Here is a 14,197-nt window from a genome sequence, read left to right as displayed (position 1 = left end):
TCTGCAAAGCCCCGCTTCGGCGGGGTTTTCTTTTGCTTGAAGAAAAGTTTCAGGCGAGCGGATCAAGGGGCGGCTTCGTTTCGCGGTCGATCACCTCTTCAAGCAATGTCCGCAGCAATGCCAACGAGGCCTGCTGGCGTTGCACATCACGGCACACCAGGCCAACTTGCAACGGCACCCGTGGTTCGCTCAGCGGTTTCCATAGCAGATCTTCATCGTCATATTCCTTTTGCGAACGTCCCGGCAGCACCGTTGCCAGCCTGGTGTGCGGCAGGCTATCGAGAATCCCCAGCATAGTGTTCAACTCGGCCTGCACCTGCGGGCGTCGTCCGAGGCTGGTCAGTTGTGCCTGCCAGATCTGTCGGATCTGGAACTCTTCGCCGAGCAGCAACATGGGCAGCTCAGCAGCCTGGCGCATCGAGACCTTCTTGAACTCGCGCAAGGGATGGTCCGCCGGGATGACCAGCGTCAGTTCATCTTCGTACAGCAACACACCGTGCAGACCGGGTTGGCGCGGTGGCAGATAGCTGATGCCGATGTCCAGGGAACCATTGAGCAGACGCCGTTCGATTTCCAGCCCGGTCAGTTCATAGATTTGTACCACCAGATGCGGCTGCGCCTTGCGCACACGCTCGAGCATCTGCGGCACAAGGCTGGTGTGCACCGTTTGCAACACACCGATCGCCAGTGTGCGCAGTGCCTGACCCTTGAAACTACCCAACGCCTCGCGCGCCCGCTGCAAGCCATCGAGCAATGGCAACGCGTGGTTGTACAGCGTATGCGCAGCGAGGGTCGGCAGCAGGCGTTTACTGCTGCGTTCGAACAGGGTTACGTCGAGGTTCTGCTCCAGCTGACGGATCTGTTGCGACAGCGCCGGTTGCGAGATCGACAAGCGCTCAGCCGCACGGCCGACATGGCCTTCTTCGTAGACCGCGACGAAATAACGCAGTTGTTTGAAATCCATAAGTAGCGCTTATCGAAATGGCTGAGAAATCGAAATGGCCTGAAGCCGTTTGCGCGCCTAGTCTAACCGCATTCACAAGGCTTGCAGGGCCAGAAAGCGTGACGAGTTCCATTTGCTTCGTTCGTGATTACATAGGCAGTTCAAAAAACCTCCAGCGAGGTTTTTCCGCATGAATCTGTTCAGTTTGCGGCGTCAGACGCCGAGTCTGGATGACCTCTGCTTCGAGGCGGGGCCATCCGCTATGACCGACCATCTCAATGCCCAACGCCTGATGCCCAGCGTCGATCGGCCGCAACAAGTGTTCGTTCGCGGCCAGGGTTCATGGCTATGGGACAGCAACGATCGCGCCTACCTCGACTTTTCCCAGGCCGGCGGCGCCAACAGCCTTGGCCACAGCCCCACGGCGCTGGTCAAAGCCATCGCCAATCAGGCCCAGGCGCTGATCAATCCAGGCTTCAATCTGCACAATCGCGGCATGCTCAGCCTCGCCGAACGTTTGTGCGCCAGCACGTCCAGCGATCAGGCGTACCTGCTCAACAGTGGCAGCGAGGCCTGTGAGGCGGCGATCAAACTGGCGCGCAAATGGGGGCGGCTGCATCGCGGCGGCGCCTCGCGGATCATCATGGCTGAGCAGGGTTGTCATGGCCGCAGTCTGGCGACGATTGATCGAGTGCCATTCAACGACCTGCCGGCGCTGCATGCGGCGGTAGACGCGCAGACCGTGGCGATCATGCTGGAGCCGATCCAGAGCGATGCCGGGGTCATTCCCGCGACCGAGCATTACCTCAAAGGGGTCGAACGACTGTGCCGTGAACTGGGCATTCTGCTGATTCTCGACGAAGTGCAGACCGGTATCGGCCGCTGCGGCAGCTTGCTTGCCGAACAGTCCTACGGGATTCGCGCCGATATCGTCGTGCTCGGCAAAGGTCTTGGCGGCGGCTTGCCGCTGGCGGCCTTGCTGGCGCGGGGTAAGGCCTGCTGCTTCGCCACTGGCGAGCTGAGCGGCACCCATCACGGCAACGCCTTGATCACGGCGGCCGGTCTGGTAGTGCTCGACAGCATCCATGACCGCAGCTTCCTCCAGCACGTTAACGACAGCGGCCAGCATTTGCGCGAAGGTCTGTCACGACTGGCGCACCGCTACGGCCACGGCGAGTTGCGCGGCCAAGGCCTGTTTTACGGGTTTACGCTGTCCGACGAATGCGCCGACGCCGTCGTCCATGCCGCACTTCACGAAGGCCTGATATTGAACGCCGCGCAGCCTGACTGCCTGCGCTTCACCCCGGCCCTCACTGTCAGCAAAGCCAACATCGACGAAATGCTCCTGCGCCTGGGCCGCGCCTTCTCGCGAGTGCGCACCGCCCAAGTGCAATGTCGCAAGGGCATTGCCGTGTGAGCTGAGCAGCCCCAACCGATTACCCGAACCGTCTCGCGGTATAACGCACGCCCCACGCCTGATTCTTTTGGCGTGGGGCGTTTTTTTGTGGTGCTGGCGATCAAATAGCAAGCGTAATGAACCCTGACGAACGGCGCGTGTCGATTAGCTTGTATGGCTCAAGTGAGCCAACCCCCATTCAGGAGCTGCCCCATGGATTTCATTCGTATCATCATCGCTATTCTGTTGCCGCCACTGGGCGTGTTTCTGCAGGTCGGGTTTGGCGGGGCGTTCTGGCTGAACATTCTGCTGACGCTGTGCGGCTACATTCCAGGGATCGTGCATGCGGTGTATATCATCGCCAAGCGTTGAGTCCAGTGGCGTCTGATCAATAGCTATCGCGGGCAAGCCCGCTCCCACAGTGTTATGAGTGATCACAATTTTTGTGTACACCAAATAACCTGTGGGAGCGGGCTTGCCCGCGATTGGAGCGACGCAGTCTCAAAGTGAGGGCTCAGTCAGTTAGCCCCATCACCCGCCGATAAAACGTCCACTCCTGCTCCAGCGCATGTGCCTGGTTGGCCGCGCGGCGGAAGCCGTGGCGTTCGTCAGGGTAGTAATGCGCCTCGACCGGGATGCCGTTGTGCTCCAGCGCCGCGACCATGTCGCGGGTTTGTTGCGGCACGACCACCGCGTCCAGTTCACCTTGAAAGAAACTCACCGGCACGCGAATGTTGTCTGCGTGCAGCAGTGGCGTGCGGGAGGCATAGCGTTCGGCATCTCCTTCGGGATCGCCGATCAGCCAATCCAGATAATCGCCCTCGAACTTGTGCGTGGCCCGGGCCAGCGCGACCGGGTCGCTGACGCCGTAGAGGCTGGCGCCTGCGCGGAAAACCTGTCTGAACGCCAGCGCACACAGCGTTGTGTAGCCACCCGCACTGCCGCCGCGAATGAACGCGCGGTCACCATCGATCAAACCTTGGCCAGCGAGATAGCTGACCACCGCGCAGGCATCCTCGACATCCACCTCGCCCCAGCGCAGATGCAGCGCTTGGCGATATTCGCGACCATAGCCACTGCTGCCGCGATAGTTGAGGTCGGCGACAGCAAAGCCGCGCTGCGTCCAGTACTGGATGCGCGGGTCGAGTATCGGATAGCACGCCGACGTCGGGCCGCCGTGGATAAACACCACCAGCGGAGGTTTCGCTTCACCGCTCATGGCCGGGTAAAAGAAACCGTGCGCCTCGCCGGAGCCGCTCGGATAACGCAAGGTCTGCGGACGGCTGATGCGTTCGGCAGGCAATGGAGCCACGCCGCCAGCGAGGATTTTCACGGCATGCGACACACGATCAATGGCGATCACTGCCGACGGGCTGGTCGGCGATGCAGCGATGCAATAGATGAATTGTTGATCCATCGCCAAGTGGCGGAAGCGGCTGTAGTCACCGCTGAAATCTTCACTTCCAAGGGCCAGGCGACCGAAACCATCCTCGCTCCAACTGGCTAAAAATTGATCACCGACAGGCAGCCACGTGCAGCCGCCTAGCTGCCACGGCGCGGGCGCGTGATCGGCCGCGACGCTGGCCAGCGCTTTCAGGCCATCGGTCGTTTCGCCCCACGGCTGCCAGTAGCCGTCACGGTCCGTCAGGCAATAGAGCCGCCCATCAGCGTCGAATCGCGGCTGCTGGATCGACTCCTCCATCTGCGTACCGGCAACACAGCGAGGCGCAGAAAAATCGCCTTGCGCGACCATCAAGCGCGTCGAGGTCCACGGCTGATGCGGGCGACTCCACTCGATCCACGCCAGCCGCTGGCCATCGGGGCTGAGCGTTGGTGACGCATAAAAATCCGCACCCTCGGCCAGCACCTGTCGCGTACCGGTCGCCAGATCAATTGCCACCAGGCGATGCCGATCCTGCTGCTCTTCAACCGCCAATACCCGGCCAGCGGCGAATTGCAGATCGCCGTAGCGGCAGTCAGTCGACGTCAGCGCGACCGGCTCGCCATCCAGCGCCTGCCGATACATCTGCTGATCCGCTTCATTGACGAAAACCACCCCGTCAGGCGTCAGACAAAACGCACCACCGCCATATTCGTACACGCGGCTACGCACGCTGAAGCCGTCCGGCGTCAGACTTTTCGCTGCGCCATCGCGCCAATGCCAGATCCGGCATGCGGCATCCTCGGGGCGGTATTCATTCCAGAACACACCATGGGCGCCGAGCTGCAGTTCGGCGAAGTCGGTTCCGGCGGCGACGGCTTGGGCGGCGCTGAAAGGCTCAGCCCTTGGCGATGAGGCGTGAGTTTCGTTCATTGCGAAAGGCCAATTGTTCGATGGTTTGAGTGGCGGTCTCGGCTTCTTCGCGGGCCTGGAGAATCACGCCGTGATGTTCGGACTTGCTGCACACCGGGTCGGCATTACTGGCGTCGCCGGTGAGCATGAACGCCTGGCAGCGGCAGCCGCCGAAGTCCTTTTCTTTCTCGTCGCAAGAGCGGCACGGCTCGGGCATCCAGTCGTAACCGCGAAAACGGTTGAAGCCGAACGAGTCGTACCAGATGTGCTGCATGCTGTGATCGCGTACGTTGGGAAACTGCACCGGCATCTGGCGGGCACCATGGCAGGGCAGGGCGGTGCCGTCCGGGGTGACGGTCAGGAAGATGCTGCCCCAGCCGTTCATGCAGGCTTTCGGGCGTTCTTCGTAATAGTCCGGAGTGACGAAAATCAGCTTGCACGGATGCCCTTCGGCTTCCAGCCTGGCCCGGTATTCGTTGGTGATGCGTTCGGCGCGCACCAGTTGCTCCTTGGTCGGCAGCAGGCCAACACGGTTGAGCTGCGCCCAGCCGTAGAACTGGCAAGTGGCGAGTTCGACGAAGTCGGCCTCCAGCGCAATGCACAGTTCGATAATGCGGTCGATCTTGTCGATGTTGTGCCGATGGGTGACGAAGTTCAGCACCATCGGATAACCGTGGGCCTTGACTGCGCGAGCCATTTCCAGCTTTTGCGCAAAGGCCTTTTTCGAACCGGCGAGCAGGTTGTTCACTTGCTCGTCGCTGGCCTGAAAACTGATCTGGATGTGATCGAGCCCGGCCTTTTTGAAGTCGCTGATTTTCTGCTCGGTCAGGCCAATGCCGGAGGTGATCAGGTTGGTGTAGAAACCCAGCTGCCGCGCTTCATGGATCAGTTCGGCCAAGTCCTGACGCACCAGCGGTTCGCCCCCGGAAAAGCCCAATTGCGCCGCGCCCATCTCCCGCGCTTCGCGGAACACCTTGATCCATTGCTCGGTGGTCAGCTCTTTGCCCTGCTCGGCGAAATCCAGTGGGTTCGAGCAATACGGGCATTGCAGCGGGCAGCGGTAGGTCAGCTCGGCGAGCAACCAAAGGGGCAGGCCGACTTCAGGTTTCGGCGGTACTTGCACTGACGAATCAGGCAAGTTCGATCCAGTGCTGCGCACGGGCAACCTCCATGAATTGCTCGATGTCGTCACCGAGCTCGGGCACGCCGGGGAACTGCTCGTCGAGTTTGGCAATGATCGCCGCGACATCGCGTTCACCATCAATCAAGCCGCCGATCAGTGCGGCGCTGTCGTTGAGTTTGATCATGCCTTCAGGGTAGAGCAGCACGTGACCCTTTTGCGCCGGCTCGTATTGGAAGCGATAGCCCGGGCGCCAGCTCGGCACTTTGCTGCGGTCGAAACTCATAAGATGATTCCTTTATGCCAGACCCGTTGTTCGGTCACGCTGTGATACGGCGGACGGTTCAGTTCGTAGGCCATGCTCATGGCATCGAGCATGCTCCAAAGAATGTCCAGTTTGAACTGGAGAATTTCCAGCATGCGCTCCTGGCCTTCGCGGGTCTTGTAGTGCTCGAGGGTGATCGCCAGCCCATGTTCGACGTCACGCCGCGCCTGACCGAGGCGGGTGCGGAAATATTCATAACCGGCCGGGTCGATCCATGGGTAATGCTGCGGCCAACTGTCCAGACGCGACTGGTGGATCTGCGGCGCGAACAGTTCGGTCAGCGAGCTGCTGGCGGCCTCCTGCCAACTGGCGCGACGGGCGAAGTTGACGTAGGCATCGACGGCGAAACGCACGCCGGGCAGCACCAGTTCCTGGGAGCGCAATTGGTCCGGGTCGAGGCCAACAGCCTGGCCCAGACGCAGCCAGGCTTCGATGCCGCCATCTTCACCGGGTGCGCCGTCGTGGTCGAGCAGGCGCTGAATCCACTCGCGGCGGATTTCCCGATCCGGGCAATTGGCGAGGATCGCTGCGTCCTTCAGGGGAATGTTCACCTGATAGTAGAAGCGGTTGGCGACCCAGCCCTGAATCTGCTCGCGGGTCGCGCGGCCTTCGTACATCGCCACGTGGTAAGGGTGGTAGATGTGGTAGTAGGCGCCCTTGGCGCGCAGGGCCGCTTCGAATTCGGCGGGGGACAGCGGGGTGTCGGTCATGTCTGTTCTCCGGAAACAACCCTGGAAATCTCTGGTGTCTGTCAGGACGTCATCGCTGGCAAGCCAGCTCCCACAGGTTTTGTGTACGGCACAGATCCAGTGTGGGAGCGAGCTTGCTCGCGAAGAGGCCGGTCGCTACAACACAATACTCATGCCGTCGTACGCTACTTCAACGTCACGCCGCGCCAGTTCGGCACGCTCCGGCGAATCCTCGTCGAGGATCGGGTTGGTGTTGTTGATGTGGATAAGTACCTTGCGCTGCTCGGGCAACTGCTCCAGCACTTCGAGCATACCGCCGGGGCCGTTCTGCGCCAGATGGCCCATCTCGCGACCGGTGCGGGTGCCGACGCCACGGCGCTGCATTTCATCGTCATCCCACAGCGTGCCGTCGACCAGCAGGCAATCGCTGCCCGCCATGATTTCCAGCAACGGCGCATCGACCTTGCCCAGTCCCGGCGCGTAGAACAGCTTGCCGCCAGTGTTGAGGTCTTCAACGATCAAACCGATGTTGTCGCCCGGATGCGGATCGAAACGGTGCGGTGAATACGGCGGCGCGGCGCTGCGCAACGGCAACGGGGTGAAACGCAGATTCGGGCAGGCGGCTACGGTGAAGCTCTGGTCGAGCTCGATACGGTTCCAGTCCAGCCCGCCGTTCCAGTGGGTGAGCATCTTGAACAGGGGAAAACCGGTGCTCAGGTCTTCGTGAACCATGTCCGTGCACCACACCTGATGCGGGCAGCCTTCGCGCAGACTGAGCAGGCCGGTGGTGTGGTCGATCTGGCTGTCCATCAGGATGATCGCGCTGATGCCGGTGTCGCGCAGCGCCCGGCCCGGTTGCATCGGGGCGAAGCTTTGCAGTTGCGCGCGGATGTCCGGCGAGGCATTGCACAACACCCAGTTCACGCCGTCATCGGAAATGGCGATGGACGATTGGGTGCGGGCCTTGGCGTTCAGGCTGCCGTCGCGAAAACCTGCGCAGTTGACGCAGTTGCAGTTCCACTGCGGAAAACCGCCACCGGCGGCCGAACCCAGAATCTGGACGAACATGAACGCTCCATCATTTCAACGCGGAAAATAAAACGCCTCGGCGAGCCGAGGCGTTGCACTGCGATTCTGCGTAGGCAGAACTCAGCGGCTGGCGAAGTACATGGTGACTTCGAAGCCGATACGCAGGTCGGTGTAAGCAGGTTTGGTCCAGGCCATGAGATGTCTCCTTCTGAGGGTTGGGATAGCGCTATCCATAGTTATAGTCCACGGTAGCGCGGTGATGTTCCAATTAGTTAGGCGGCTATGTTACTCAAAATTTCAACGCCGTGACCCGTGAATCTTTGAGAAAGCTCCTTGCAGCCTCGGTAATGATCAGTTTGCCGCTTGCCACGGTGTGCCCGGCATCGATTCATTGGCCAGGCAATGCCAGCCACCCTCGGCATTGATCAGGCGCTGCGCAGCGGCCAGCAAAGCCTGGCGATCGAGTTGCCGGATCGCCGTGACCAACTGCTCCCGGTAATCCGACGAATGGCCGACAAGCTTGCCTTGCCAGAGGAGTTCGGCGGCATCCTTGGTGGACAGTGTGGTGTCGTCGAACTGATCGGCGAGGCTTTGACGCTGTTGCTCGAGGCTTGCTTCATCGAGCGTTTCGATCAACGCGGGAATGCTGTTGAAGAACTCCTGAATGTATTCGAGCAACTTGCCCGCCGGGTTCGTCGGCGATTGCACGCCAAACACAATCGCGGTCATGCCGTGCAATTGACGCAGCGCGCTGAACACGGCGTACCCCAATTGCAATTCGACACGCAGGCGCTGATAGAAAGGCGTCTGGTACAACTGAGCCAGAAGGCGCCACGCTGCTTCATCAGCGATGTCGCTGCTGGCAGTCGGGCAGATCAGCAGCAAGGCGTGTTCGCTGGAGGCCGTGTTGATCTGGCTCCAGTGGTACTTGCCTTGGGCGATCGGTGTCACCGGTAGCTGATTGTCCGGTGTGCCGGGAATGCGGCTCAGCGCCAGGCCCAAGGCTGACTGGGTTTGTTGGTTAAGGCCTAGAGCGAGGCCGTCCCAGCGCGAAGTTGTCCACAGCTGATCGGCGTCATCGCTGGTTTCAATCGTGGGCAGGCATTTCTCTGGCAACGCTTCGAGTAGTTGGCGGATCGGCATCGACGGTATCTGCACCTCGTCGCGCGGCGAATCGGCGTCGATCATCGTCAGACATTTCAGCGCATGCTCGAGGATGCTGGGCATCGGTTCCTGTAGTCCGGTCATTTTCAGCAGGCATTGGTTACCTGCGGCGCTGAAAGACAAGTCCACTCCGGCTTCGGACGCATCCTGTCGGGTCTGGCGCAGACTGCGCTGCAATCTTGCGCGCAGATCGGCGCTGGCCGCCGTCTCGACCTGCCAGCGCAGGTAAATCGCGCCCTCATCGCTGTTGTCCGGCAGCGCCTGGCTGAACTGCATCGGCGATCGCTCGCGACGACTGCGCGAGCGATCCTGGGCGAAGGTGCGCAGGCCACGGTGGGCGCTGGTCTGGCCGCGAATCAGCCCGGCGTTGGCCAGCGGTTCACTGGCGCGCAAGAAAGGATTCGCGGCGGGCAGATGCCAATGATCGCTGAAGTTATCCACAACGCCGATTTCGCGAAGGATGTGCTCAAGTGCGGCAGCGCCGGATTCGGACAGGCCGAATGCTTGCTGCTCAATGTCTAGGCGCGCCAGTTGCAACGCGCCGCTGACTTGCTGCTGGCGTTGAAGCAGGGCCGCGTATTCCTCGCGCCACGGCGTCCAGTCCTGCTGGGCGAAGAAGCTCAGCCAGTCCAGCAGGCGTTCGCGAATGGTATCCAGGCGGTCGCCGCCAGCATTGAATTGAAGATGCAGCAGCGCTTGGCCGGCGAACTGGTAGAGCGGCGTGGCTTTCAGGCTGTCAGCCAGATTCTGTTGATGCAGGTATGCGAGCAATCCACCAGGTTTTGCGCTATTCAACCAATGACAGAGAAAAGCCATCGCCTCGGCGGATGACTCGGGCAACGCGTCGAAAGCGAATAACAGGTTCGAGTGAGCGCCGACCTGTTGATAACTTTTCACTGCCAACGGTGGCGGTGCGGCCTGGGCAACTTTATCCCCAATCGGCAACACCGCTGCGAATTGCTGCGCCAGCTCCCGAAGCTCATCGATACTTTGTGGCCCGACCAGACTCAGGCTCATTTGCCCGGTTCGATAAAAGCGCTGATGGAGATCTTTCAGCGCCGACTGAAACCCAGGCGATTCGACCTGCAAGCTGTCCCGATTACCCGCATGAAACCCACGCAGCGGGTGCTCCGCTGGTAAACCTTCATACAAGGCAAACTGCTGTTGCGCTGTCGGATCCTGCGACCAGGCGACAAACTCCGCCTGCAGCACTTCCCGTTCACGCAGTTGATCGTCCCGATTCATCCGTGGCCGGGCGAGCATGTCTGACAGACGCTCGAGCCCCCCGCTGAAGGACGACACAGGCAACTCGAAGAAAAAATCCGTGGTGCGCTCACGGGTGCTGGCATTCACTTGGCCGCCGTGACGTTGCACGTAGGCCATCAGCCCTTCGTCTGTGGGAAAACGCTCGGTGCCGAGAAACAGCAAATGCTCGAGAAAATGCGCCAGCCCCGGCCATGCCAATGGCACGTCATGGCTGCCGGCCGCCACGCGCAACGCGGCAGCGCTGCGCTTGAGACCGGGCACGTGGCGCAGGGTCACGCGCAGGCCGTTGGCCAGGGTTTCAGAGTGGGGGCGGGGATGAGTCGGCGCGGGCATGGGCACTTCCAGAACAGTGAAGTGCCCATGCTAGCGGATTAGCGGCGGTTGAGCGCGCCGTAAAGCTCCGGGCGGCGATCGCTGAGATAGCGATTGGCCTGGCGTGAATCGTTCATCAGTTGTCGGTCCAGTTCGCCGACGATCAACGCCTCGTCCAGACCTGCCAGAGCGATGCGGCTGCCGTCCGGCGCGGCAATGCTGCTTTGCCCGCAATACTGGATATCGCCTTCATGTCCGCAGTAATTGGCGTAAGCCACGTAGCACTGGTTTTCGAAGGCGCGGGCACGCACGGTGACATCGGCAACGAAATCGAACGGAATCATGTTGGCCGTCGGCACCACGATCAGCTCGGCGCCGGCCAAGGCCAGGCGCCGCGCGTTTTCCGGAAACTCCAGGTCGTAGCAGATCAGGAAGCCGAGCTTCCAGCCGTTCAATTCAACCACCGGCAAGTCGGAGTCACCGGGGCTGAACATCGACCGATCGAGGTCGCCGAACAGATGCGACTTGCGGTAATTGCACAGGCGCTCGCCATGGGTGTCGATCAGTTGCACGGCGTTGTAGATCTGCCCGTCGGCGGTGCGCTCCGGGTAGCCGTAGACAATCGCCAGACCGGCAGCCTTGGCAATCCGGCCGATCTGCTGCGCCCATTCACCGTTATAGACCTCGGCCAGCGTGCCGACCGCTTCGGCGCCGATGTTGTAGCCGGTCATGAACATCTCCGGCAGCACCAGCAGATCGGCGCCTTTGGCCTCCATCGCTACTTGATGCAGGCGATGCAGGTTGGCGGCGGGGTCCAGTGGCAGCGGTGGACATTGGTAAACGGCTACGCGCATCGGGGAATCCTCTTACTCGGGCAGGGCGATAGGGCCGATGTCTTTGAACACATCACCCGGGCCGGGGTTCTCTTTATGTGTGGATCCGCCGAAATGTTTCATGATGCCCCACACCGCGTTGAGCGAAGTCTGCACCGCGCCTTCGACCCACGCCGGTGTCCACGACACGTCGTCGCCGGCGATGAAAATCCCGCGCTGTTCGGCCGGCATGTCGTCCTGCATGAAGTGCGCATACATGCGCTGGTTGTAGCGGTAATGGCCGGGCAGGGCGCCTTTGAAGGCACCGAGGAAATACGGATCGGCTTCCCACGACACGGTGATCGGATCGCCGATGATCCGCGCGGCGATGTCGACTTTCGGGTAGATCTTCTTCAGCGCGTTCAACGCCAGCTCAACACGTTTCTCCACCGGATGCGGGAGCATTTTCAACGCGTCGCTCATCCACGAGTACGACAGGCAGATCACCCCCGGCTTGTCGTCGCCGTTGTCGAACAGATAGGTGCCACGGGTCAGGCGATCGGTGAGGGTCATGCTCATCACGTCGCGGCCGGTCTCCGGATCCTTGTCTTTCCAGAATGGCCGGTCGACCATCACGAAGGTTTTCGACGACTGCATGTAGCGCGTGCGGTCGAGGGCCATCCACATCTTCTGCGAGAACAGGGTTTCATCGCATTCGATCTGAGTGGTCAGCAGCCAGCTCTGGCAGGTTGTCAGGACGGCGGCGTATTCGCGGGTGTCACCGTTGTTGTCGGTAACGGCGAAACGGCCTTGCGGTGCGTGAGCAATTTTCTTCACACCGGAACGCGGTGCGCCGCGGTGCAGGGATTTCAGGCTGGTGCCGGCCGGCCAGTGCACGCAGCGCTCCGGCACATGGCGCCAGATGCCCTGTGGCACCTGTTCGACGCCACCGACCACCAGGTGTTGGTGATCGTCGCAATTGGTCATCACCACGCGGAAGATTTCCAGCATCGAATTGGGGAAGTCCGAATCCCAGCCGCCGGTGCCGAAACCGACCTGCCCGAACACTTCGCGATGCTGGAACGACAATTTGGCGAAGGCTTTCGAGGTGGCGACGAAGTCATAAAAGGTCCGGTCGTCCCACAGCGGCACCAGCTTGTTCCACAGCTCTTTCAGGCGCGGCACATCTCGATCGCGAATGGCTTGCTGGATATCGGAGAACTGCGAACCGGCTTCCAGCGCATCTGCCCAGGCGTCAGCGACTTCCTGGAACAAAGCAGGAAGATCCTTCAGGCTTTCGGCGTAATAGGTTTCGCCTTCCAGATCGATCACGGTACTGCCCGAAGCACCGGTCAGCGGGTTGGGGAAAGGCTTGGTTTCGAGGCCGAGCTTGTCCACGTAGTGATAGAACGCCGTGGAGGACACTGGAAAGCGCATGCCGCCAAGCTCCGCGACGATGGCGTCGGTACCGTTGAAGGCTTGCGAGCGCAGACGACCGCCGAGTTTCGACGCCTCGTACACCACTGGCTTCAAACCGAGTTTCATCAGTTCATACGCAGCCACCAGACCGGCAATGCCCGCCCCGACAATCGCCACCTCAGCGCCATGGTGCTGCTCAGGAATGCTCCCCAGCCCGGCGGGATGCTCGATCCAGTCGTCAAACGCGAACGGAAAGTCCGGACCGAAAATGGTGACAGGTTTTTTTCCGTCTGCAGGATGGCGGTTGTTCTTGTTCATGGCTGACCTTGTTGGCGACCCGACGCAGGATTCGCGTCTGAGTATAGGAAAAGATGTCAGCCATTCTAGGGAGCGTGGAGCGCGTTAATAAGACGCAATGTGTCGTCGTTTTGCCTGATTGTTGTGCAGACTGACGATTGCAGGCTGCATACCGACCAAAATGTGGGAGCGAGCCTGCTCGCGAAGAGGCTCTGAAATTCACCCGAGAAGCTCGATCAAAATCTTAAACCGGCTGCCCCCGATCAATCTTGCTGCTCAGAATGATCGACGTCGTGGTCTTCTCCACCCCATCGACGCTGCCAATCTGATCCAGCAACTGATCGAGCTGCTCCGGCGAGTCGGTGCGCAACCACGCCACATAATCAAACTCGCCACTCACTGCACACAACTGCTGCACCTGCGCCATCGCACTCAAACGCCGCAACACGTCCTTGCCGGAACGCGGCTGCACCTTGATCCCGACGTACGCCTGCAAGCCACCATCGACCACACGCTGACCAAGACGCACGCCATAACCGGTGATCACTCTGGCCTTTTCCAGCCGGGCCAGGCGCGACGTCACCGTCGTGCGAGCAATGCCTAGCTGACGGGCGAGCATGGCCACGCTTTCGCGGGCGTTGATTTGCAGCGCGGCGATTAGCTGACGGTCGATTTCGTCGAGGATGGGTTGGCGGGTGTCTGGCAAGGTGGGCTCCGATGGCGTGGGCGATGAGATTGCCGATGGTACAGGGTCAAGCGCATTGGGGCATATTTGGAACCCATCGCTCGATGAGAGGGATAACGGCTGTGACGGTTGCTCTTGTCAGGTTCAAGGGCTATGATCGGTACGTCAGCACAGACCGGAACTTTGTAAGCAAAGGGTGTTGATTTCGGTGGCGCAAGCCACTCCTAGCCAGTGAGCGGGATAAGCGGGAAACCGTAAAAGGACAGGCCGATATTTCAGATTTACAGAAAGCCCCGTTGCGCAAGCATCGGGGCTTTTTGCTTTCTCTCACACGGATTTTTGTCTAACCGCTCAAAACCGCAGCTTAGGATCTTTCCTACAGCTCTGGTTAGGTCTTCCGAACATTGCGCCCGCCGAGACGAAACCCAACCACTCGCCCACAAAAAA

Annotated in this window: 13 protein-coding genes; 2 read left to right on the top strand and 11 right to left on the bottom strand. The window is 60.7% G+C overall.

Features of this window, described 5'->3' with window-relative positions:
* Nucleotides 1-49 precede the first annotated feature (49 nt).
* Nucleotides 50-964 (bottom strand): LysR family transcriptional regulator, encoded by a 915-nt coding sequence (locus tag AB4N85_RS19210; RefSeq protein WP_150743545.1) that lies wholly within the window; start codon nt 962-964, stop codon nt 50-52.
* A 169-nt stretch (nt 965-1,133) separates the two neighbouring features.
* Here AB4N85_RS19210 and AB4N85_RS19205 point away from each other — a divergent pair, with 169 nt between their 5' ends.
* Both AB4N85_RS19205 and AB4N85_RS19200 read left to right on the top strand, forming a co-directional pair.
* Nucleotides 1,134-2,360, top strand: coding sequence for an aspartate aminotransferase family protein (locus AB4N85_RS19205; RefSeq protein WP_252868390.1), 1,227 nt, complete (start codon nt 1,134-1,136; stop codon nt 2,358-2,360).
* A 192-nt stretch (nt 2,361-2,552) separates the two neighbouring features.
* The gene (locus tag AB4N85_RS19200; protein ID WP_003228885.1) at nt 2,553-2,711 is read left to right on the top strand and encodes a YqaE/Pmp3 family membrane protein; all 159 of its coding nucleotides are present in this window, start codon (nt 2,553-2,555) and stop codon (nt 2,709-2,711) included.
* Between the two features lie 142 nt (nt 2,712-2,853).
* On the opposite strand, the gene AB4N85_RS19195 is transcribed toward AB4N85_RS19200, so the two are convergent.
* The 10 genes from AB4N85_RS19195 to AB4N85_RS19150 all read right to left on the bottom strand — a co-directional run bounded on the left by AB4N85_RS19195 (nt 2,854) and on the right by AB4N85_RS19150 (nt 13,771).
* Nucleotides 2,854-4,653, bottom strand: a complete 1,800-nt coding sequence (locus AB4N85_RS19195) for an alpha/beta hydrolase family protein (protein WP_252868389.1) — start codon at nt 4,651-4,653, stop codon at nt 2,854-2,856.
* Entirely contained in the window at nt 4,619-5,791 is a 1,173-nt protein-coding gene (pqqE, locus tag AB4N85_RS19190) for a pyrroloquinoline quinone biosynthesis protein PqqE (RefSeq protein WP_252868388.1), read from the bottom strand. Before pqqE ends, AB4N85_RS19195 begins: the two co-directional genes overlap by 35 nt.
* The gene (gene pqqD, locus AB4N85_RS19185; RefSeq protein WP_056786642.1) at nt 5,763-6,038 is read right to left on the bottom strand and encodes a pyrroloquinoline quinone biosynthesis peptide chaperone PqqD; all 276 of its coding nucleotides are present in this window, start codon (nt 6,036-6,038) and stop codon (nt 5,763-5,765) included. Before pqqD ends, pqqE begins: the two co-directional genes overlap by 29 nt.
* Nucleotides 6,035-6,787, bottom strand: coding sequence for a pyrroloquinoline-quinone synthase PqqC (gene pqqC, locus AB4N85_RS19180; protein ID WP_039757691.1), 753 nt, complete (start codon nt 6,785-6,787; stop codon nt 6,035-6,037). Before pqqC ends, pqqD begins: the two co-directional genes overlap by 4 nt.
* A 135-nt stretch (nt 6,788-6,922) precedes the next feature.
* The gene (gene pqqB, locus AB4N85_RS19175) at nt 6,923-7,834 is read right to left on the bottom strand and encodes a pyrroloquinoline quinone biosynthesis protein PqqB (RefSeq protein ID WP_041476710.1); all 912 of its coding nucleotides are present in this window, start codon (nt 7,832-7,834) and stop codon (nt 6,923-6,925) included.
* A gap of 81 nt (nt 7,835-7,915) precedes the next feature.
* Entirely contained in the window at nt 7,916-7,990 is a 75-nt protein-coding gene (pqqA, locus tag AB4N85_RS19170) for a pyrroloquinoline quinone precursor peptide PqqA (RefSeq protein WP_003444522.1), read from the bottom strand.
* 156 nt (nt 7,991-8,146) lie between these two features.
* Nucleotides 8,147-10,558: a pyrroloquinoline quinone biosynthesis protein PqqF gene (gene pqqF, locus AB4N85_RS19165; protein WP_252868387.1), complete on the bottom strand. Its 2,412-nt coding sequence runs from the start codon at nt 10,556-10,558 to the stop codon at nt 8,147-8,149.
* 38 nt (nt 10,559-10,596) lie between these two features.
* Nucleotides 10,597-11,391 (bottom strand): carbon-nitrogen hydrolase family protein, encoded by a 795-nt coding sequence (locus tag AB4N85_RS19160; RefSeq protein WP_041476708.1) that lies wholly within the window; start codon nt 11,389-11,391, stop codon nt 10,597-10,599.
* A 12-nt stretch (nt 11,392-11,403) separates the two neighbouring features.
* Entirely contained in the window at nt 11,404-13,086 is a 1,683-nt protein-coding gene (locus AB4N85_RS19155; RefSeq protein WP_016772878.1) for a flavin monoamine oxidase family protein, read from the bottom strand.
* Between the two features lie 223 nt (nt 13,087-13,309).
* On the bottom strand, nt 13,310-13,771 hold the full coding sequence (locus AB4N85_RS19150) for an Lrp/AsnC family transcriptional regulator (protein ID WP_041476707.1): 462 nt from the start codon (nt 13,769-13,771) through the stop codon (nt 13,310-13,312).
* Between the last annotated feature and the right edge of the window lie 426 nt (nt 13,772-14,197).

The organism is Pseudomonas sp. H1_G08, assembly GCF_054681355.1.
The sequence above is the reverse complement of the archived record's forward strand: the minus strand, read 5'-3'. Positions and strand labels throughout refer to the sequence as shown.

Excerpts from the sequence above, each read along its gene's own strand:
- pqqB (WP_041476710.1), bottom strand. The coding sequence starts at position 7,834 with ATGTTCGTCCAGATTCTGGGTTCGGCCGCCGGTGGCGGTTTTCCGCAG.
- pqqF (WP_252868387.1), bottom strand. The coding sequence starts at position 10,558 with ATGCCCGCGCCGACTCATCCCCGCCCCCACTCTGAAACCCTGGCCAAC.
- pqqD (WP_056786642.1), bottom strand. The coding sequence starts at position 6,038 with ATGAGTTTCGACCGCAGCAAAGTGCCGAGCTGGCGCCCGGGCTATCGC.
- AB4N85_RS19205 (WP_252868390.1), top strand. The coding sequence starts at position 1,134 with ATGAATCTGTTCAGTTTGCGGCGTCAGACGCCGAGTCTGGATGACCTC.
- pqqC (WP_039757691.1), bottom strand. The coding sequence starts at position 6,787 with ATGACCGACACCCCGCTGTCCCCCGCCGAATTCGAAGCGGCCCTGCGC.
- AB4N85_RS19155 (WP_016772878.1), bottom strand. The coding sequence starts at position 13,086 with ATGAACAAGAACAACCGCCATCCTGCAGACGGAAAAAAACCTGTCACC.
- AB4N85_RS19160 (WP_041476708.1), bottom strand. The coding sequence starts at position 11,391 with ATGCGCGTAGCCGTTTACCAATGTCCACCGCTGCCACTGGACCCCGCC.
- AB4N85_RS19210 (WP_150743545.1), bottom strand. The coding sequence starts at position 964 with ATGGATTTCAAACAACTGCGTTATTTCGTCGCGGTCTACGAAGAAGGC.
- AB4N85_RS19200 (WP_003228885.1), top strand. The coding sequence starts at position 2,553 with ATGGATTTCATTCGTATCATCATCGCTATTCTGTTGCCGCCACTGGGC.
- AB4N85_RS19195 (WP_252868389.1), bottom strand. The coding sequence starts at position 4,653 with ATGAACGAAACTCACGCCTCATCGCCAAGGGCTGAGCCTTTCAGCGCC.